This window comes from Kribbella sp. NBC_01510, assembly GCF_045040325.1.
In the GTDB taxonomy this organism is placed as follows: Bacteria; Actinomycetota; Actinomycetes; order Propionibacteriales; family Kribbellaceae; genus Kribbella.
In genome coordinates, this window is the sequence record NZ_CP109418.1 from 786,598 (window position 1) to 806,494 (window position 19,897).

19 protein-coding genes are annotated in these 19,897 nt (G+C 68.9%); 14 read left to right on the forward strand and 5 right to left on the reverse strand.

Features of this window, described 5'->3' with window-relative positions:
- Position 1 precedes the first annotated feature (1 nt).
- The 4 genes from OG558_RS03910 (at position 2) to OG558_RS03925 (ending at position 3,035) form a co-directional block, all read left to right on the forward strand.
- The gene (locus OG558_RS03910) at positions 2 to 724 is read left to right on the forward strand and encodes a DUF2993 domain-containing protein (protein ID WP_405068987.1); all 723 of its coding nucleotides are present in this window, start codon (positions 2 to 4) and stop codon (positions 722 to 724) included.
- A 75-nt stretch (positions 725 to 799) separates the two neighbouring features.
- Entirely contained in the window at positions 800 to 1,765 is a 966-nt protein-coding gene (locus OG558_RS03915) for an aldo/keto reductase (protein WP_329481645.1), read from the forward strand.
- A 137-nt stretch (positions 1,766 to 1,902) separates the two neighbouring features.
- The gene (locus OG558_RS03920; protein ID WP_329481647.1) at positions 1,903 to 2,580 is read left to right on the forward strand and encodes a PadR family transcriptional regulator; all 678 of its coding nucleotides are present in this window, start codon (positions 1,903 to 1,905) and stop codon (positions 2,578 to 2,580) included.
- Entirely contained in the window at positions 2,577 to 3,035 is a 459-nt protein-coding gene (locus OG558_RS03925; RefSeq protein ID WP_405068988.1) for a DUF1707 domain-containing protein, read from the forward strand. The genes OG558_RS03920 and OG558_RS03925 overlap by 4 nt, the downstream gene beginning before the upstream one ends.
- 1 nt (position 3,036) lies before the next feature.
- Here OG558_RS03925 and OG558_RS03930 read toward each other — a convergent pair whose 3' ends face one another.
- Positions 3,037 to 3,426 carry a VOC family protein gene (locus OG558_RS03930; protein WP_329481650.1) on the reverse strand — a complete coding sequence of 130 codons (390 nt, stop codon included), beginning with the start codon at positions 3,424 to 3,426 and terminating at the stop codon, positions 3,037 to 3,039.
- Between the two features lie 50 nt (positions 3,427 to 3,476).
- On the opposite strand from OG558_RS03930, the gene OG558_RS03935 reads away from it, so the two are divergent.
- The 3 genes from OG558_RS03935 (at position 3,477) to OG558_RS03945 (ending at position 5,701) form a co-directional block, all read left to right on the forward strand.
- On the forward strand, positions 3,477 to 4,064 hold the full coding sequence (locus tag OG558_RS03935) for a multiprotein-bridging factor 1 family protein (RefSeq protein WP_405068989.1): 588 nt from the start codon (positions 3,477 to 3,479) through the stop codon (positions 4,062 to 4,064).
- A complete protein-coding gene (locus OG558_RS03940; RefSeq protein ID WP_405068990.1) occupies positions 4,061 to 4,522 on the forward strand; it encodes a hypothetical protein in 462 nt (153 codons plus the stop codon). Before OG558_RS03935 ends, OG558_RS03940 begins: the two co-directional genes overlap by 4 nt.
- Before the next feature lie 549 nt (positions 4,523 to 5,071).
- A complete protein-coding gene (locus OG558_RS03945; RefSeq protein WP_329481654.1) occupies positions 5,072 to 5,701 on the forward strand; it encodes a dihydrofolate reductase family protein in 630 nt (209 codons plus the stop codon).
- Here OG558_RS03945 and OG558_RS03950 read toward each other — a convergent pair whose 3' ends face one another.
- On the reverse strand, positions 5,702 to 6,751 hold the full coding sequence (locus tag OG558_RS03950; protein ID WP_405068991.1) for a biotin/lipoate A/B protein ligase family protein: 1,050 nt from the start codon (positions 6,749 to 6,751) through the stop codon (positions 5,702 to 5,704).
- Positions 6,752 to 6,859: 108 nt separating this feature from the next.
- On the opposite strand from OG558_RS03950, the gene OG558_RS03955 reads away from it, so the two are divergent.
- Positions 6,860 to 7,492, forward strand: a complete 633-nt coding sequence (locus OG558_RS03955) for a hemerythrin domain-containing protein (protein ID WP_405068992.1) — start codon at positions 6,860 to 6,862, stop codon at positions 7,490 to 7,492.
- A gap of 19 nt (positions 7,493 to 7,511) precedes the next feature.
- On the opposite strand, the gene OG558_RS03960 is transcribed toward OG558_RS03955, so the two are convergent.
- The 3 genes from OG558_RS03960 to OG558_RS03970 all read right to left on the reverse strand — a co-directional run bounded on the left by OG558_RS03960 (position 7,512) and on the right by OG558_RS03970 (position 8,976).
- Positions 7,512 to 8,093 carry an adenylate kinase gene (locus tag OG558_RS03960; RefSeq protein WP_329481657.1) on the reverse strand — a complete coding sequence of 194 codons (582 nt, stop codon included), beginning with the start codon at positions 8,091 to 8,093 and terminating at the stop codon, positions 7,512 to 7,514.
- Between the two features lie 131 nt (positions 8,094 to 8,224).
- Positions 8,225 to 8,602, reverse strand: coding sequence for a VOC family protein (locus OG558_RS03965; protein ID WP_329481659.1), 378 nt, complete (start codon positions 8,600 to 8,602; stop codon positions 8,225 to 8,227).
- A 2-nt stretch (positions 8,603 to 8,604) separates the two neighbouring features.
- Positions 8,605 to 8,976 carry a YciI family protein gene (locus OG558_RS03970; protein ID WP_405068993.1) on the reverse strand — a complete coding sequence of 124 codons (372 nt, stop codon included), beginning with the start codon at positions 8,974 to 8,976 and terminating at the stop codon, positions 8,605 to 8,607.
- A 123-nt stretch (positions 8,977 to 9,099) separates the two neighbouring features.
- Between OG558_RS03970 and OG558_RS03975 the strand changes: the two genes are divergently transcribed.
- The 6 genes from OG558_RS03975 (at position 9,100) to OG558_RS04000 (ending at position 19,815) form a co-directional block, all read left to right on the forward strand.
- Positions 9,100 to 10,278 (forward strand): sensor histidine kinase, encoded by a 1,179-nt coding sequence (locus OG558_RS03975; RefSeq protein WP_405068994.1) that lies wholly within the window; start codon positions 9,100 to 9,102, stop codon positions 10,276 to 10,278.
- On the forward strand, positions 10,275 to 10,934 hold the full coding sequence (locus OG558_RS03980) for a response regulator (protein WP_405068995.1): 660 nt from the start codon (positions 10,275 to 10,277) through the stop codon (positions 10,932 to 10,934). The genes OG558_RS03975 and OG558_RS03980 overlap by 4 nt, the downstream gene beginning before the upstream one ends.
- 112 nt (positions 10,935 to 11,046) lie before the next feature.
- Entirely contained in the window at positions 11,047 to 13,299 is a 2,253-nt protein-coding gene (locus tag OG558_RS03985; protein WP_405068996.1) for an MMPL family transporter, read from the forward strand.
- Positions 13,300 to 13,524: 225 nt separating this feature from the next.
- Positions 13,525 to 15,756: a DUF222 domain-containing protein gene (locus OG558_RS03990; protein ID WP_405068997.1), complete on the forward strand. Its 2,232-nt coding sequence runs from the start codon at positions 13,525 to 13,527 to the stop codon at positions 15,754 to 15,756.
- Between the two features lie 580 nt (positions 15,757 to 16,336).
- The gene (locus tag OG558_RS03995) at positions 16,337 to 17,092 is read left to right on the forward strand and encodes an SDR family oxidoreductase (protein WP_405072109.1); all 756 of its coding nucleotides are present in this window, start codon (positions 16,337 to 16,339) and stop codon (positions 17,090 to 17,092) included.
- 41 nt (positions 17,093 to 17,133) lie between these two features.
- Positions 17,134 to 19,815, forward strand: coding sequence for an ATP-binding protein (locus OG558_RS04000; RefSeq protein ID WP_405068998.1), 2,682 nt, complete (start codon positions 17,134 to 17,136; stop codon positions 19,813 to 19,815).
- Positions 19,816 to 19,897 lie beyond the last annotated feature (82 nt).

Consider the following 19,897-nt stretch of genomic DNA (forward strand, 5'->3'; position numbering starts at 1 on the left):
GATGAGTTCCAGGAGACCGCGGCGCTGGTTGCGACGGCTGGTTGTCACGTTGGTGGTGCTCGGGGTGCTGGCGGTTGCCGTCGACCGGGCCGCCGCGTGGGTTGCGGAGAACCAGCTCGCGACGATGGCCGAGAAGGAGGCGGCGCAGTACGACGTACGCGCGGCCGACACGTCCGTCAAGATCGGCGGGTTCGGGTTCCTGCCGCAGCTGGCCAGGGAGAGGTTCTCGAAGGTCACGCTGACCATGAAGCAACCGACGTTCGACTCGATCCCGGCGGAGGATCTGAAGGTCGAGCTGCACGGCGTTCAGGTGCCGCGAGGTCTACTGACGCGGACGCCCGGTACGGCGGTCACGATCGACACCACCGACGTCCGGCTGCAGTTGTCACCGGCCGAACTCGCCAAGCTCGCGGTCCGCAGCACCGGCGTGCAGGGGCTGACACTCGATGCGGTCGACGGCAAGCTGAACGCGAAGTTGTCGATCCGCGGTGTCGAGGCCGAGGCGACGCTGCGCCCGCAGGTCGAGAAGGGCCGCATCGTCCTCACCGTCGACGAGCTGTCCGACGCGGTCCCGTCGTTCGTCCGGAACGCGGTGCGCAATCAGCTCTCCCGCGCAATCACCCTCCCCAAGCTCCCGTACGGCGCCACGCTGAAGCAGGTCAGCGTGGAAGGCAACTCCATCGTGCTCACCGCCACCGCTGCCGATCTGAAGTTCGCCGCCTGAATACCGGTACTGACAGGGTCTCCCACAACCGGCGGAGTCCTCGTAGCGTCGAGCCCAACGGAAAGAGGGTTCGACGTGGAGTATGTGCGGTTGGGGCAGACCGGCCTCAAGGTCAGCCGGCTCGCTTTGGGATGCATGAGTTTCGGCGAGCGCAACGAATTCCATCAGTGGACGCTGGACGAGGAGAGCTCGCAGCCGTACTTCCGGCAGGCACTGGAGCTCGGGATCACCTTCTGGGACACGGCGAACACGTACGGCGGTGGTAGCTCCGAGGAGTTCGTCGGTCGCGCGATCAAGCAGTACACCCGGCGCGAGGACGTCGTACTGGCGACCAAGGTGTGGGGCAAGATGCACGACGGCCCGGGCGGATCGGGGCTGTCGCGCAAGGCGATCCTGGAGCAGATCGACGCTTCGCTGACCAGACTGGGCACGGAGTACGTCGACCTCTACCAGATCCACCGGTGGGACCCGGAGACGCCGGTCGAGGAGACGATGGAGGCACTGCACGACGTCGTACGGGCCGGGAAGGTCCGCTATCTCGGTGCGTCGTCGATGTGGGCGTGGCAGTTCGCGAAGCTGCAGCACACCGCCGACCAGGGCGGGTGGACGCGGTTCGTCGCGATGCAGAACCAGTACAACCTGATCCGGCGTGACGACGAGCGGGAGCTGCTGCCGCTCTGCGCGGACCAGGGTGTCGGTTCCATTCCGTACTCGCCACTGGCCAAAGGCAAGCTCGGCAAGCCATGGGGTACGCAGACACTGCGTGCGGACACCGATCGAGTCTCCAGGGCCCTCGCCCGCGACAGCGACCAGCAGAGCGTCGATGCGCTGGAGGCCGTGGCAGCCGAGCGCGGTGTGCCGATGGCACAGGTCGCACTGGCCTGGTTGCTGACCAGACCGGTCGTCTCGGCGCCCATAGTCGGTGCTACGAAGCCACACCACCTCACGGACGCCGCTGCGGCGCTGGAGCTCGAGCTGACCGAGGCAGAGCTCAAGCGCCTGGAGGAGCCATATCCCGACCAGCCACGCAACTGGTTCTGACCCGTGCACCCCCGCGCTAGCCTCGAAAGCGTGGGCTGCCGGCCACCTCGAGATCGCTCTGTGAGTCCCTTGGGTTGCGATGGTTGGCGATATATCGTCGACGTATCGCAATCTCTTCGTGAGGGACGGTGGTCGTGATGACCGGATCGACGTACGCCGCGGGGTGGCCCTGGCAGCACTTCGCGCGGCACTGTTCAGCCTTCGACGACATCAAAGAGGAGTTGCGCGCCGCGATGACCGGGCGGCGTGTGCACCACGGGCACCAGGGATTCGGCCCGCCGTGGGGGATGTTCGGCGGTGGTCAGATGTTCGGGCCGCCGTGGGGTCCGCCGCCGCGCTGGCGTGGACCGAAGGCCCGGCGCGGTGACGTGCGGGCCGCCATCCTCGCGGTCCTCGCCGAGCAGCCGATGAACGGCTACCAGCTGATCCAGGAGATCGCCGAGCGCAGCGGCGGCGTGTGGAAGCCGAGCCCCGGCTCGATCTACCCCACCCTGCAGCAGCTCGAGGACGAGGGCCTGGTCACGGCGGATGCCGAGGTCGGTCGCCGTACGTTCACGCTGACCGACGAAGGACGCGCGTACGTCGCCGAGCACCAGGACGAGGTGTCCGCGCCGTGGGAGGCGATGAGCGCGCCGGCCGCGGACGACGAGAACGGGCTGAAGCCGATGCTCGGCCAGGTCGCGACGGCGATGTGGCAGATCCTCGCGACCGGTACGCCGGAGCAGCAGGCGAAGGCGCGGGAGGCACTCGGCGAACTGCGCCGGAAGCTGTACGGCATCCTGGCCGACGAGAGCACGGACGAGGACCGCTCATGAGTCTCCCGTTTCCCGAGTGGCGCGACCCCGAACAACGCCGGGCTGAACGCCGGGGCTCGCTGCGGATCGGTGACGCCGAACGCGATCAGGCCGTCTCCATGCTCAGCGATCACTTCGTCGCCGGCCGGCTGACCCAGACCGAGTTCGAGGAACGCAGCGAGCAGGCGACCCGAGCGCGGTACGTCGACGACCTCGCGCCGCTCTTCGACGACCTCCCGAGCCCGGCCGAGCTGCAACTCGCCCAGGGCCCGTGGTCGCCGCAGACGGCCCGTACCCGCCGCCGTCCCGGCCCACCGCCGCCGATCATGATGCTGGCGCCGTTCCTGATGATCGGCCTCGTCGTCGCGGCCATCACCCTGACCGCGCCGTGGCTGCTGTGGGGCTTCTTCTGGATCATGCTGTTCAGCGGCATGGGCCATCGCCGCTGGGATCACAACAACCGCTACCGCCGCTGACTCAGGTACGCCGCCGCCCTCGAGCCCGCGGGATCTCCGCCGCGAACTCGACCACGAACCCGTCCGGGTCGGCCACATGTACCGTCCGATGTCCCCACGGACGGTCGGCCGGCCCGCTCAGCAGCGCCACGCCCAGCCCCGCCAGCCGCTCCGCGCACGCATCCGCGTCCGCAACCATCACCACCACTTCCCCACCGGCGCCCGGCGCCACATCCCGCCCGGTCAGCCACTCCGCCCGCCGCCGCTCATACAACGCGAACCGCACGCCACCGGCATCGAACTCCGCATACCCCGCATCCGTGAACTTGTACTCGAACCCCACCACATCCCGATAGAACCCCACCGACGCCGCCAAATCGCCGACGTACAAGATCACATAGCCAATCTCCACAACCCCACGCTAGCGTTGGCGGACACGGGGGTTGCATATATGCTACTCCTGTGAGTGCTGGAGAACTGGTTCGGCGAGCTCGGGAGGACGCCGGGCTGTCTCGCAGTGCGCTCGCCGCCAAGGCCGGCGTTCCGACGTCGACGGTGTCACGGATCGAAGCCGGGTCGAGCGATCCGACACTGACGATGCTCTCGCGGCTGATCGCGGCCAGCGGCCGCCACCTGTCGCTGACCCTCGACGCCATCCAGGATCGGCCGCATCGGATTGCCATCGAGACGCTGACCGAGGCCTACACGCCCGACGCAAAGGTCCGCAAGGTCAACTGGGCCCAGGTGCGAGGATTCCTCGACCAGCTCACCGAACATCGTGAACTCACCGCAGAGGCGATCGAGTCTCCTCCGCACCGGACCGGCGACGCGGCGTACGACGCCCTGCTGGCCGGAATCGCGGAAAAACTCGCCGACGACGCCGGGATCCCACGACCTCGATGGACCCGTTCGGTGCCACCGTCACCCACGCCGTGGGAGGCGCCAGGCACGCCGGCACGAACTAAGCGAGCACGCGCGCAAGCTCCCACTCAGCTCGCCGCCCGCAACATCTGGCTCGCCGCCCACGACCTCTGGCGCAACGCCGCATGAACCAAGGCCCACCGGAGCCACCAGCCGTCCTCGACAAAGCCGAGATCCTCACCCACCTCGCCGAGGTCGCCGACGAGCTCGCCGCCAGAGACCTGACCTGCTCTTTGGTTGTCGTCGGAGGCTCGTACATGGCCCTACACGACCTGCGCGAGTCGACCGCGGACGTCGACTCCTTGACAGTGCTCACCGCAGAGCTGAAGGCCGTCGTCCGGCAGGTCGGGGAGCGGCATGGCCTGCGCGCCACCTGGCTCAATGACTCGGCCACCATGTTCGCGCCGGTCGGGTTGGCGCTCGATGCGTGTGAGCTGCTGTACGAGCACAGCCACCTGACAGTCCTCGGGCCGCCGCCTGGCCAGGTGTTCTTGATGAAGCTGCTGGCCGCCTCGCGCACCGGATCACGACGACATGATCGCGTTGTGGCCGACGTGCGGGTTCGCCGACGCGCGCGCGGCGGTTGAGGCCTACTACTCGGCCTACCCGTTCGAAGAGCACGATCCTCACCTCGTTGCCTATGTCCAGCAGATCGCGGAGCTGGCTGTCGGTGGGGGTTCGTAGGCTGCGGAGCATGTACGAGGGTGCGTTGATTCTGGAGAGTTTGAAGGTTGGGACGGAGCTGGCGGGGATTCCGTTGGAGGTGCGGAAGATCAGTCGGTACGGCGTTTCCGGGGCTACTGCTGAGCAGGGCTCGGTGTGGTCGGTTCTGGAGTTCGGGGTGGCGGACGAGCAGACGGAGGGGTTGGCGGAGTCGCTGGCGGGGGTGCTCGACGAGCCGGGGTGGTATGCCGACTTTCACGATGAGAGCGAGATCTTCGTGGTGTTTCCGGGGCGGGTCTTCCGGTATCGGCGGGGTGATGACGCGGAGCGGGCGGAGGCGCAGGCGTTCGGGCGAGCGCTAGGTATCCCGGAGGCGCAGCTGGACTGGGTGGAACAGGGCTTCTGGGGATGTCAAAAGGCTCGGGCTCGCTTCGACCAAGGGGTGAGAGTCGGGACTAGTCGAGGAGAAGGTCATGGCGAAGGTTCGGGTGGAGAACTTCACGGTGTCGGTGGATGGGTTCGGGGCCGGGGTCGGGCAGCGGTTGGACGCACCGTTCGGGGACGGGGTGGACGGGCTGCACGACTGGATGTTCGCGGCGTTCGAGGACAAGGCGGCCGGGAAGGGCGGGCTCGACGTCGAGCAGGTCGGGCGGCACGAGGAGGGCATCGGCGCGACCATCATGGGGCGCAACATGTTCGGGCCGATCCGCGGGCCGTGGGAGGACGAGTCGTGGACGGGCTGGTGGGGTGACAACCCGCCGTACCACACCGATGTCTTCGTGCACACGCACCACCTGCGTCCGTCGCTGCCGATGGAGGGCGGTACGACGTTCCACTTCACCGACGACCCGGTCGAGGTCGTACTGGAGCAGGCCCTCAAGGCCGCCGACGGGCAGGACGTGTTGATCGCGGGCGGTGCCTCGACGGTCCAGCAGTACCTGCGCGCCGGACTGATCGACGAGCTGCACATCGTCGTCGCACCGATCCTGGCCGGAGCCGGCGAACGCCTCTTCGACAACGTCGCCGACGCCCTGGGCAACTACAAGGTCACCAAGACCGCCACGTCCCCCAAGGCCACCCACATCGAGATCGTCCGCCGGTGATCACGGCACCCGGGTGAGCCACTCCTCGGTTCCGAACTTGCTCGCGACGAGGTCGACGGCGCGGTCCACGGTGCCGGCGTCGATCGTGCCCGGGCCGAGGCCGTAGCGGTTCCGGAACGAGTCGACCATCCGGTCGATCACGTCCACGCGGTCGAGGCCGGTCTGACTGCGCAACGGGTCGACGCGTTTGCCGGCGCTCGTGGTCCCCTTGTCGGACAGCTTCTCGCGGCCGATCCGCAGGACGTCCAGCATCTTCGCGGCGTCCATGTCGTACGCCATCGTGACGTGATGCAGTACGGCGCCACCCGCGAACCGCTTCTGCGCGGCGCCGGCGATCTTGCCGGCCGGTGAGGTGATGTCGTTGATCGGTTGGTACGTCGCCGCGATGCCGAGATCGTTGAGCGCGCCGATCACCCAGTCGTCGAGGAACGCGTACGACTCGACGAACGACAACCCGGACACCAGGGACTCGGGGACGTAGAGCGAGTACGTGATGGTGTTGCCTGGTTCAACGAACATCGCTCCGCCGCCGCTGATCCGCCGTACCACTGTCACGTCGTGCTTGGCAGCGCCCTCCAGGTCGACCTCGTTGCGCAGGGACTCGAAGCTGCCGATGATGACCGCGTTCGACGCCCACTCCCACACCCGCAACGTCGGTGCGCGCTCGCCGGAACCGACCTGCTCGGCCAGCACCTCGTCGAGCGCCATCTGCAACGCGGGCTCCCGCGGTACGTCGTGCACGAACTCCCACTGGTGATCGCGCCAACCGGTCGCGCCGGTCAGAGCACGCCGTACGGCGACCGCGACAGCCTCCGGTGAGAATCCGAGCATCTCCACGCCATCACCCAGTACGGCGCGCACCCGCGCAGCGATCTGAGCAGCCGGAATCGCGATCGGCAGACCGGCAAGCGCGCCGTTGATCCGCTCCAACGCGTCGTCGGGCTCGAGGAAGAAGTCCCCACTGATCTGCGCCTGCCGCACGTGATCGCCGACCACGTCGAGGTCGGCAACGACAAGCTTCCCGCCCGGCACCTTGTACTCACCATGCATATCCAGCAACAACCGGCGCCCAGCTACGGATGTTCCCGGCAACGAACTCGCCCTGCGTAGCGGTCCGAACACCCCACTTCAAGCCCGCTTCAGCCTAGACTCCGACCTATGGCGGAAATGAGCATGAACAAGGCGATCCACGCGGCGTTCCGGCGGGATCTGGGACGCTTCATTGACGCACTGGGCCGGTTTCCGGCGGGGAATCGGCAGCGGGCCGAGCAGCTGGCGACGGCATGGGCGAACTTCGACGACCAACTGATGCGGCATCACGAGGGCGAGCACGACATCGCCTGGCCCGCGCTGGAGAAGGTCGGGGTGAGCCACGACCTCCTCAAGCAGATGGACGCCGAGCACGACACGATGGCGGCCGCGCTGGCCGCGACGCGGACCGCGATGACGACGCTGCACAGGTCCGCGAGCGCCGAGGACGCGGCAGCCGCACTGACCGCGATGCAGGAGCTGCAGCGGGTGACGGTCCAGCACCTCGAGCACGAGGAGGCGGAGATCGAGCCGGTCTACCTGGCGAAGAAGGACGCTCCCGAGATGAAGGCGATGGGCCGCGAGTTCGCCAAGGTCGGCCCGGTCCAGGGCGGCACGTTCTTCGCCTGGGCCCTCGACGGCGCCGCCCCCGACGAGTCCGCCGCCATCACCGGCACCGTCCCCAAGCCCGTCCTGACCGTCATCACCGGCGTCTTCGGCCGCTCCTACCGCAAGTCGGTCGCCCCCGTCTGGCGCAGCTGACGGTTGCTCCAGGCAACGGTTACGCGGCCGGCTGGAGCAGGCTGGCGACCTGGCGGACGTGGATCCGGACGGTGTCGATGTCAGCGGACGCGTCGATCTCGTGGCGGATGCCGCGGTTGCCGTACAGGCTGACCAGCGGGGAGGTCTGCGCGTCGTACACCTCGAAGCGCCGGCGGATGACCTCCTCGGTGTCGTCGGAGCGGTGCTCGATCTCGGCCCGGCGGAGCAGCCGCTGGACCAGCTCTTCGGGGTCCACCTGGAGTACGACGGCCGCGTCGAGGGACCGGCCCTGCGCGGCCAGGATCTCGTCCAGTACGGCGGCCTGGTCGAGCGTGCGCGGATAGCCGTCGAGCAGGAAGCCGAAGTGGGCGTCGTCCGCGGCGAGCCGCTCGCGGACCATCGCGTTGGTGACCTCGTCGGGGACGTACTCACCGGCGTCGAGGAAACGCTGCGCGGTCCGGCCGAGCTCGGTGCCGTCGGCGACCTGCGCCCGGAAGATGTCGCCGGTGGAGATCACGGGCACACCGAGGTGTCCCGCGAGGTGATCGGCATGGGTTCCCTTGCCGGCCCCTGGCGGACCCATCAGCACGATCGTCGTCACAGCGCGCTCCCTTGCTCCCGGTAAGTCACACAGGATAGGGAAACCTCCGCCCGTGCGGTACGGCGTACGTCACTCCGTACCGCACGGACACCTGACACCCGCGCGTAACCGTCCGTACCTGGCCGGTATCGCTAATTCTCGAGCAAATCCCACGTCGACAGGCAGAACGGATGGCCGGCCGGATCGGCGAAGACCAGGCAGTGGCCGGCGTTCGGCTGGTGGTCGTACCTGGTCGCGCCGGCCGCCAGCACGGTCGCCTCGGCCGCCGCGAGGTCCTCGACGTAGAAGTCGAGGTGGAACTGGATCGGGACCGCCGGATCCGGCCAGGTCGGCGGCACGTGGGCGGGATCGGTCTGGAAGTCGATCCGCCCGCCCGGCCCGTCCACGGTCGCCCAGACCGGGTCGCTGTACGCGATCCGGCCGCCGGTGATCTGCGCATAGAACCCGGCCAGCGCCAGCGCGTCCGGGCAATTGATCGTCGGCGAACTCAGCCTGATCCCGCCGGCCACGGTCACATCTCCGGGCGCAGTTCGATCGTGTCGCCGGGGCCGGCGAACTTGGCGGCGAGCTCCTCGGCGCGCTCCCGGGTGGCGCAGTCCAGGACGAAGAACCCGGCCAGGTGCTCCTTCGCCTCGGCGTACGGCCCGTCGGTGCTGACCGGCCGTTTCCCCTCCCACCGATAGATCCGCGCCGACTCCGGCGACCCCAGCGCGAGCCCGCTCACGAGCTCACCGGACGCGGACAGCTCGGTCAGCATCTCTTCGAACTCCTTGCCCATCGCCGCCCGCTCCTCGGCCGGGATCGCCCGGCCGATCTCGGTGAAGTCGATCGTCGGGTGATTCCACGGCTGCGGGTTGGAGTGGATCAGCACCACATACTTCATGACAACCTCCAGTGCACTCGGCCGGTACGCCGTACTGCGCCCGGCACCCGAGACGTCGGACCCGAACGAAGGCTCTCGACACCCTACGCGGCAAAAGCTCCGGGATGCCTCACAATCGGCAGCATGCAGGCCGAGTCGAGGATCGAGCCGTGGGCGGCCAGTCCGGTGTGGTTCCGGCAACCCGGAAAGCTGCACGCCGGGACCGCGGTCCTCATCGCCCTGTCGGCTTCGGTGGAGCTCGTCCGAATGATCACGGACGGTGCCGGCCCGGTGGCGTTCGCCGCCTTGCTGATCACGGTGGCCGGAGCCGCCCTCGCGCGGCGGCGACCATGGCCGGGGCTGGTCGTCACAGTGGCGGGTGGTCTGATCTCCGCGCTGGCCGGGTGGGATCCGATCGTGATGTGGAGCATCGCGGTGTTCGTGCTGTTCTCGTTCACCCTGCAGGGCATGCCCGCAGTGCGCGGCACGGTCTTCGTCGGTGCCGGGCTCTACCTGATGACCGCGATCGCGCAGGACTACGACTTCCTGAGCCTCCAGTCGTTCCCGGCCGTGGTGTCCGCGGTGGCTGGTGGCGCGATCGGCAACGCGATCCGCATCCACCAGGAGTACTGGCACTCCCTGGAGGAGCGTGCGGCCGATGCAGTGGCGACTCGCGACCTCGAAGCGACGCGGCGGGTGGCCGAGGAACGGCTCCGGATCGCCCGCGACCTGCACGACGTCGTCGGACACCAGGTCGCCGTCATGAGCATGCACCTGGGTGTGGCGGAGGTGAACCTGCCACCAGACGCCGAGTCGGCCCGTACGGCGCTCGATGCGGCGCGGACTGCCGTACGGTCGGTGCTGCTCGAGACCCAGCGCATCCTCGAAGTGCTCCGCCGCGGCACCGACGACGCCTCGACGGCAGAACCCGCGCCCGAACTCAGCCGCCTGCCCGAGCTCGTGGAGTCCTACCGGCAAATCGGTTTGCACGTCGACGCTACGGTCGACGAAGTCCCCGCGACAGTCGATCCGGCTGTGAGCCTGACGGCGTACCGGATTGTGCAAGAGGCGCTGACGAACGCGCACCGGCACGGAGATGGTACGGCGACACTGCGCCTGCGGACCGAGGAGGGGCGGATCCTGATCGAGGTGGTGAATCCGCGCCGGCCCGGTGACGCGAGCCCTTCGGTCGGCAGTGGATACGGGCTGGTCGGAATCAGAGAACGGGTCGAGTCGGCGGGTGGCCGGCTCGAGGTGGCCGACGCGAACGGTTCATTCCGGCTGAGCGTCGTGCTGGCCGTTGACGGGAGCGACCTCCCGTGACGCGCATCCTCATCGTCGACGACCAGGAGATGATCCGGGTCGGGCTGCGGTCCATCCTGCAGACGCACGCGTCCTTCGAGGTGGCCGGGGACGTCGGCGACGGGCTCCAGGCGGTGCGCTTCATGCAGGAGCAGCCGGTGGACGTCGTGCTGATGGACGTCCGGATGCCCGGTGTGGATGGCGTGGAGGCGACGCGACGGATCCGGGAGCTCCACCCGCCGGAGCGGACCCGGATCATCATCCTGACCACCTTCGAGCAGGACGAGCTGGTACTCGCCGCGCTTCGGGCCGGCGCGAACGGCTTCCTGAGCAAGGCGGTCGGTCCGGCGGAGCTCATCACGGGTGTCGAAGAGGTCGCGGCGGGTGGCGGTGCCCTGTCGGCCGCGGCGTCGGCGGCCCTGATCGGGCATGTCAGCGAGCAGCCGTCGGTGACTGTGGACGAGGAGATGGCGGGGAAGTTCGCCGGCCTCACGCCCAAGGAGCGGGAGGTGGTGGTCGCGATCGCTTCCGGGCTGGACAACGCGCAGATCGCCGGCGCGATGTTCCTCTCGCCCTACACGGTGAAGACGCACCTGAATCGGGCGATGACGAAGGTGGGCGCGAAGGATCGGGCCCAGTTGGTGGCGTTCGCGTACCGGGCGGGTATCGCGCGCTGATCTACTGCGATCGCAGTAGATCGATCGCTGCGCTCGGACGACGCGACGACCGCCGCGAATCCCGAGGATGAAGGACGTCAGCAGCACCGTCCTTGTCCTCAGGAGCGTCAACATGCCGCAGTTACTCGCCCGGATCGGCCGCTTCAGCGCCCGGCATCGCCTGGTCGTGGTCGCGCTCTGGCTCGCTGCCTTCGCGATCCTCACCGGTGTCGTCGCATCGGCGGGCACGTCCGGCGGCTCGTCCGCCACGTCGATCCCCAGCACGCAGGCCTCCAAGGCCCTCGACATCGTCCAGCAGAAGTTCCCCGGCACGCAGACCGACCGGAAGACGCTCACCCTGGTCCTCGAGACGCATGGCGGCGCGAAGGTCACCGATCCATCCACCAAGGCCGAGGTCACCCGGATCCTTACCCAGGCAGCGGCGATCCCGCAGGTCAGCTCGGTCAGCAACCCGTTCGACGCGCAGAAACCCTTCCTGTCCGCGGACGGAACGACCGTCGTGTCGACACTGACCTTCCAGGGCGTGACCGGGGCCAACCAGCAGCAGGTGTACGACGATGTCGTCGACCTGGCCGCGAAGGCACGCACAGATTTCACGGCCGAGGTCGGCGGTGAGCTGTTCGCAAACGACGTACCCGCCTTCGGGGCCGGCGAGCTTCTCGGTGTCGCGGTCGCGTTCCTCGTTCTGCTGTTGACGTTCGGCTCACTGGCCGCGGCCGGCGCGAACATGCTGGTCGCCTTCGCCGGCGTCGGCGTCGGCACGCTCGGAGTGCTTGCCTACGGCACCATCAATCCGTTGCAGGACACCACGTTGACGCTCGCAACGATGCTCGGCCTGGCCGTCGGTATCGACTACAGCCTGTTCATCCTGACCCGTTTCCGCGCCGAGCTCCGCGACGGCCGTGACGTCGAGGACGCCGTCGCCCGCGCTGTCGGGACCGCGGGTACGGCGGTTGTGTTCGCCGGACTGACCGTGATCATCGCGCTGGCTGGCCTGAGTGTGGTCGGGATCAGCGTGCTGCGTGACATGGGATTGGCCGGGGCGTTCGGCGTACTGATGGCCGTCTTGATGGCGCTGACCTTGCTGCCGGTGCTGCTGCGGACTCTCGGTCGGCGGGCACTCCCGCGGCGCGAACGGACGGCCGGGCCGGCGCCTGAGCACCGAGCATCGGTGCTGCACAGGTGGGCCTCGTTCGTGGTCCGGCGACCGGTGGTGTCGTTGCTGGGGGCAATCGTTGTCGTCGGCGTCGTCGCCGTACCGATGCTGGACATGCAAACCGCGTCGAACATTCCCGGTGGCAACGATCCCGTGTCGACGCAGCGGCATGCTTATGACCTCGTGGTCGAGAAGTTCGGCGGCGTACAGAGCCCGCTGGTCGTGCTGGTTCAAGGCGACGACGTGACCGGGAAGCTGCCGATCGTGGAGAACCGGCTGCGTGGGCTGAACGACGTACGAGTCGTCGCCACCACCGCCGTCACGCCACAGAACAACGCGGCACTCGTCACGGTCGTCCCCCGCGGCGGACCGATCGACGACGCGACCAAGAACCTCGTCACCAGCATCCGCGACCAGGCCGGCACCATCAGCGGCGTGAGCCTCGCGGTCACCGGCGAAACTGCGATCGGCATCGACAGCGACGCGAAGCTGCACAAGGCCCTGATCGAGTACGTCGTCCTGATCGTCGGGCTGTCTCTGGTGCTGCTGATCTTGATGTTCCGGTCGCTGCTGATCCCGCTGGCCGCGACGCTGGGTTACCTGTTGTCCGTCGGGGCTTCGTTCGGGGCGAGCGTGGCGGTGTTCCAATGGGGCTGGTTCGACGCGATCATCCCGGCACCGCAAGGCGATCCAATGCTGAGCACGCTGCCGATCATCCTGGTCGGCGTGCTGTTCGGACTCGCGATGGATTACCAGGTCTTCCTGGTCTCGCGGATCCAGGAGATGCACAACCGCGGCGCGTCACCGAAAGAAGCGGTCATCAGTGGCTTCGCCAAGTCGGCCCCGGTCCTCGTCGCGGCCGCCGCGATCATGGCCTTCGTCTTCGCCGGCTTCGCGTCCTCCCCGATGGCAGTAGCCGCCTCCATCGCCCTCGGCCTGGTCGTCGGAGTCATCGTCGACGCCTTCGTCGTCCGCATGATCATCATGCCCGCCGCCCTCTCCCTCTCGGCCCCGCCGCCTGGTGGCTCCCCACCTGGCTCGACCGCCGAATCCCCCACCTCGACACCGAAGGCCACAGCCTGGAAACCCCCGCCGAACCCAAGGAACTGGCCCTCACCTGAGCCGCACAGTCGGCCGGGACCTGATACAAGTCCCGGCCTGCTGTGCGTTGTCTGTCGATCAGCGGCATTACATCGCGGTGTGGTCTGAAGGAACTGGCCGTCCCGTCGAGCCGTAGGTTCCGCGGACACGTAGTTATTGCCAACAGCAACAGTTCCGGAAGCCATCCGTTCGGACAATGACATCCGCGGCTCGGCTCATGAGCGTATGTCCACAACCCGGTGCCGTTGTGGACAACCTCTTGTGAACGGAATCCCTGGAAAACAAGGGCATCCGGGTTTGAAAACTGTCGGCGAGGCTGTTTACAGTTTGTGTATGGAGATTCTCGGACAGCGACCGGTGTGGTCGATGAGCGGCAGCGACATGCTGTCCACTCTCGACGCCACCTACGCCGAGATCGCCCGCCTCGAAACCTCCGCCCTGCACCTCATCGCCGGCCTCGACACCACCGGCCACGCCCACGAACTCGGAGCCGGCACCACCGCCCGGCTACTCACCTTCCGCTACCGCATCGACCCCACCAAGGCCCGCCGCGACGTCCACCTCGCCACCACCCTCGACAAGTACCCCGCCGTCGCCGCCGCCCTCCCCAACCCCAACCCGGCGGAAACCGCCCACGACGACGAACACGGCGCGGCTGTGGATGGTGCGGGGGTGGGGGTTTTGCTGCATCCGGCGCAGGCCGAGGCGATCGTGTCCGCGCTGGACAAGGTCCCGGCCACCGTCACGGCCGACGACCTGCAGGTCGCCGAACAGCAGCTGGTCGAACTGGCCCGCACCCATGGCCCGCTCGACCTGCGCCGGGCCGGCCGGCTCGTCCGCGACCGCCTCGACACCGACGGCCCCGAGCCCGCCGAACAAAAGGCCTACGACCGCGAGTCGCTCACCCTGAGGAACGCCGACAACGGCGTCGCGTTCACCGGGTACCTGGCCAACGAGAACGCCGAACTGTTCCGCGCCCTCATCCACACCCACGCCAAACCCCACAAAACCATCGACGGCGCCTTGGACCCCCGGCCCCGCGCCAAACGCCAGGCCGACGCCCTCACCACCATCCTCACCACCCCAGGCCCCACGGCCACCACCACCGCCTCCACAGGCGCCACCGCGCCCGCGGACACCGCCACGGCCGCCTCCTCCACGGGCGCCAGTGTGCCCACGGACACTGCCGCCACCACCGGCAGCACGGGCAGCGCGGGCAGCGCGGGCAGCGCGGGCAGCGCGGGCAGCGCGGGCAGCGCGGGCAACCGTCAGGGACCCGGGTTCACTGCCGGCCACGGCCCGAAGCCCCACATCACCGTCACCATCGACTACAACGACCTCAAGGCCGCCACCGCCGACAAACTCGGCCACCTGATCTACGGCGACGCCCTGTCGGCGGCCACCATCCGCCGACTCGCCTGCGACGCCCACATCCTGCCGATCGTGCTCGGCTCGGACTCCCAGCCACTCGACGTCGGCACCACCGTCCGGCTCGCGACCGGACCGATCCGCAAAGCCCTCATCGCCCGCGACAAGGGTTGTGTCTGCTGCGGCGCCCCACCCATCTACTGCGACGCCCACCACGTCATCAGCTGGATCGACGGCGGCGAAACCAAGATCACCAACCTCGCCCTGCTCTGCAAACGGTGTCACCGCGACCTGCACGCGGGCCACTGGACGATCCAGATCACCAACGGCATCGTCGAGGTCGCCCGCCCCGCCTGGGCCACCCCCGACCCCGTCCCCCGCGACAGATACCGGCCACCAACCACCACACCCCACCCACCCCCGGCCACACCCACAACCAGCACCACCACCGGTCACCCACCCACCACCAACCCACCTACCCGCCATGCACCCACAACCGACGCAACTACCGATCCCGCACCCACGACCGACGCAACTACCGGTCGCGCACCCACGACCGGCGCAGCCGCGGGCGGCCCAGTCACCCGCGCCTGGCCACGCGACACCGACCCACCCTGGATCACCCCCGACGACACCGCACGCCTCAACCCCTGGGGCGACGCCCCCGACGAACGACCCACTCTCCCGCAGAAACCCCCACCCGGCGGTGACTTTGCCCCCTGGGGACACACCCCCGACCAGCGACCGCCCCATACCCACACCCGAAAGCAGCAGGACCATCAGGAGCCGTCACCGGAGGCGTCCTGGCCGCCTCGACCGCCCTCGCCACCCGAGCCGCCGCTCCCATTCGCCGGTGGGTTCGACCCCTGGGGCGAAGGACCGGGCAGCGGGAATCGCGGTGTACCGAGCAAGCCAGCCCGCCCAGCGCAGGCCGGCACAGGCCTCGACATCTGGGGCGACACCGCGGACCCGAACCCGGCCGTTGATCGCCGCAGCCAGCTCGGAATCGAAGTTGCCCTGCCCCTGGATCAGCGGCGCACGAATGCCACCCGCACGTTCGACCCATGGCACGACCTCGCTCCGGAGTCCGCTGACGAGCACAACCCTGCTGACGACAATCCGAAACCCAGCCCCCACTCCGCAGACCCCTGGGCCGACACCACAAACCCTCATAAGGCCTCCACCACCGCGGCGTAGGCCCGGCACTCGGTTCTGAATCAATCGCAAGCAAGCCGCCCACGCCGGCCAGGCACATCTCAACCCGGCCGGCGGCCGCCACTGTGATGAGTGACTGCCAGAGTCGGACTCATCGGCGAGACGGTCGCCGTTCCGGTGTTCGGACTTTCCTTGCGGATGAAGGACTTGCGATCAACGTCCTCCGGCCTCTGCTGAACGCCGCCCCAGCACAACAACCCCGGCGCCACCACCAGCACTCTGGCCGCCGGATCACGTCGGCGCGGTGATCGCCGAGCCCCGGCAGCCACAGCCGGCGCCACCACGAGCACCCCGACCCGCAACCACCACCAACCCCAGGCCACCCTCCGCCCCGCAACCACCACCAACCGCCCGGCCGACCAACCCCGACCGCAACCACCACCAATCCCCGGCCCATCCCCCGGACCCGCAACCACCGCCACCACGAGTACCCCGGCACAGCGCGACTGGCGCTACCACCGCCACCACCGGCGGTCGCTGTCACATCCGACGGTTGAGGTCCGTCAGAGCGGTGGGCTCCGGAGATCGGGGCCGCGGACGAGTGGAGGAAATCGTGGGGACGATGTTGGTGACTGGTGGCACGGGGACGTTGGGGCGGCAGGTTGTGCCGTTGGTGCAGGCGGTGGGGTGGAAAGTGCGGGTGCTGAGCCGGCACGCGCGGGAGGGTGGCGACGGGGTCGAGTACGTCGCGGCGGATCTGCTGAAGGGTGACGGGATCGACGAGGCGCTCGGCGGGGTCGAGGTGGTCATCCATCTGGCCGGTGGGCCGAAGGGGGACGACATCGGGACGCGGAATCTTGTCCGGGCTGCGGAGCGGGCTGGGGTGTGGCATCTGGTGTACATCTCGGTGACGGCGGTCGACCAGCTGTCATTGACGTACTTCAAGTCGAAGCTGGGCGCCGAGCAGGCGGTGCTGGCGTCTTCGGTGCCGTCGACGGTCCTGCGGGCGGCGCAGTTCCACGACTTCGCCGTGAAGACGGTGGGGGCGATGGCCAAGCTTCCGGTGATGCCCGTTCCGGGTGGGCTGCGGCTCCAGCCGGTAGACGCGCGCGATGTCGCGGAGCGGCTGGTCGAGTTGGCGCTGGGCGAGCCGGCCGGGCTCGTGCCCGACCTGGTAGGTCCGAAGGTCTACACCATGGGCGAGCTCTCCCGCGACTACCTACGGGCCACGGGCAAGCACCGGCTGTCGCTGCCGATCCACATCCCCGGTAAGACCGGCAAGGTCTACCGCGCCGGCGCGAATCTGATCCTGAGCGGTGCCACCGTCGGCACGCGCACCTGGGAGGACTACCTCGCCGAGCACATCTCCCAGCGCTGAGTGGGCTTCCGCTTCGGGTCGCCGGGCGCGATGCTTGGCGCATGGCGATGGTGGGGCGCCTGGGGGAACTGCGGGCGCTGCGGGGGTGGGTTGACGAGGCGCGCGCGGGCAGCGGGCGCCTCGTGGTGTGTACCGGCGAGGCGGGAATCGGCAAGACCCGGCTGGCGCAGGAACTCGCTGGATCGGCCCTCGCACAAGGCGCTGCCGTTGCCTGGGGCCGCTGCGCCGAGACCGATGGCGCGCCGGCGTACTGGCCCTGGCGGCAGGTCCTGCGATCCCTCGGCCTGGACGCGGATCAAGTGCTCTCCGGTGACGACCGCTTCCTGCTCTTCGAAGAAGTCACCGATGCGGTACGACGAGCCGCCGGCGACCGCGGCCTGGTCATCATCCTCGACGACGTCCACCGTGCTGACGAACCCTCCGTCCTGGTACTGCGTCACCTCGCCGAACAGCTCCCGGACATGCCGGTCCTGATCCTGGCGACCGCCCGCGACGCGGCGAACCTCGGCGATCTCTCCACCGCTGAACGCCTTCAGCTGCGCACCTTCGATCGCCCCGAGGTCGCCGAACAGTTGCTGACAGCAACCACAGACTCCACGGTGGTGTCGACGGTGCACCGCATCACCGGCGGCAACCCGCTCTTCGTCCGGGAGATCGCCCGCGCCATCGCCGACGGCTCCTGGCAGCCGGACCGGCCGCCGCGGTCGGTGCTCGAGATCGTCACCGCCCGGCTCGGCCGCGCCTCGGACGACTGCCGCCGGCTCGTTCAGGCCAGCGCAATCGCCGGCCGGGAGGTCCGGCTGCGGACCATTGCCGCGATGCTGCACCAATCGGTGGACGAATGCCTGCCACTGGTCGACGAGGCGACCAGCCTCGGCTTCTTCGAACACCTGGGCGACGGCTTCCGCTTCATCCATGCCCTGACCCGCGATGCCGTCGAGGCATCCCTGTCGACCACCGAGCGCACAGCCCTGCACCGGGCGATCGCCGATGCGCTGGCAAGAGACCCCGGTGACCACCTGGCAGCGATCGCAGGCCACTACGCGGTCCTGGCTCAGTACGGCGACGGTACGACGGCACGCACCTGGCTGGTCCGCGCCGCGGAGGACGCCGTACGACGACTGGCCTACGAGGAAGGTGTTCGGCTGTATCGGCAGGCGCTGGCGACTCGGCCGCTCGATCCCGCGGAGTCGTGCGACCTCTTGGTTGCCCTGGGCAAGGCGGCGTACCTCGCGGGTGATCTGACCGCGTGCTGTGCGGCGGCGGTCGAAGCTGCTGCGGCAGCCCAGACTCCGGAGCAGTCCGCCGAGGCCGCGCTGGTCCTCGAGGCCGTACCCGATCCGACCATCAACGCGACCGCTGAGCGACTGTGCGAAGCAGCGCTTGCCCAAAGCATCGATCTCGCACTGCGAGCCCGCTTGCTTGCCCTGCGCAGCCATCTCGCCTTCTACGCCGGCGAACAGGCACGACTCGACGCGCTGAGCGCGACCGCCCTCGAGCTGGCTCGATCCTCGGCGGACGATCGAGCCCTCGCCGATGCGCTCCGCGCCAGGCAGGAGGCGTGCCCGGGCCCGGACGGGCGAGCGGAACGGCTGGATCTCGCGGCCGAAATGCTCGAGCTCGCCCAGCGGACGAACAATCCCCGCGCCGAGATGTGGGGTGAGATCTGGCGGCTGGACGCGCTGATCGAGAGCGGCCGGCTCGCCGCCGCGGCCGAGGAACTCCCCCGGCTGCGGGTCGCGGCCGATCGCCTCGGTGGACCGGTCGCGGCCTGGCATCACGACCGCATCGCCGCGTGTATCGCCCAGGCTCGCGGGCAGTACACCGAGGCGGCGGCGGTCGCTCGGCGCGGGTTCGACCGGATGCGACCGGTCGAGAGAGCACCCGCGACCGGCGCGTACCTCGCGCTCCAGATCGCGTTGGCCGGTCATATCGGCGTCAGCGCGGAGATGCGTGAGTTCGCCGAGCAGCGGTTCGATCCACCACCGCGGTTCGCCACGATGTCGCTGCTGTCCCGGGCCCAATTGTTGCTGTGCGCGGACGAACCCGAGCAGGCGGCGGCGTCGTACCGGCTGGCCGGCCCGATCGACGAGTGGTCGTTGCCCGCGTTCTTCGTGCTGCCGGCGTACGTGTACGCGACGCTCGCCTGTTGCGGCCTCGGCCGGTACGACGACCTCGGCGTCCTGCTGGACCGGTTGCAGCCGTTCCGCGGGGAGCATGCCGTGGGCAACGGTGTCGCGTACATGGGGCCGGCAGAGCTGGCGATCGGACGGGCCGGCGCCGCGCTCGGACGGTTGGACTCCGCAGTCGAGGATCTGGCCATCGCGGTGGCGATGGCCGAGTCTGCCGGAGCCGCCGGGTTCGTCGCCGAGGCGCAGTTCCACCTCGCCCGCACCCTGTTCACCCGCGACCGGCCGGGTGACCGCGAACAAGCTCGGCCCCTCGCCGTCGAGGCTGCCCGCCTGGTCGAGTCGCTGGGGATGGCGGCGTACGCCGATCAACTGAAGGTGCTGCTCAACCGGCTGAACGGCGACCCCGAGCACAAGCTGAGTGGGCGCGAGCTGGAGGTCGCCGGACTGGTCGCCGAAGGGCTGACCAACCGCCAGATCGCCGCCCGGCTGGTGATCTCGGAGCGGACCGCGCAGAACCACGTCCAGCACATCCTCACCAAGCTCGGCTTCGCCACCCGCAGTCAGATCGCGGCCTGGTCCAGCCGCAGATGAGTACCCCGGATGAGTGATCTGGCGGATTCCGGATCGCCGGCGGATTCCTACCGTGATGAACATCCGCATCATCAAGGAGGAA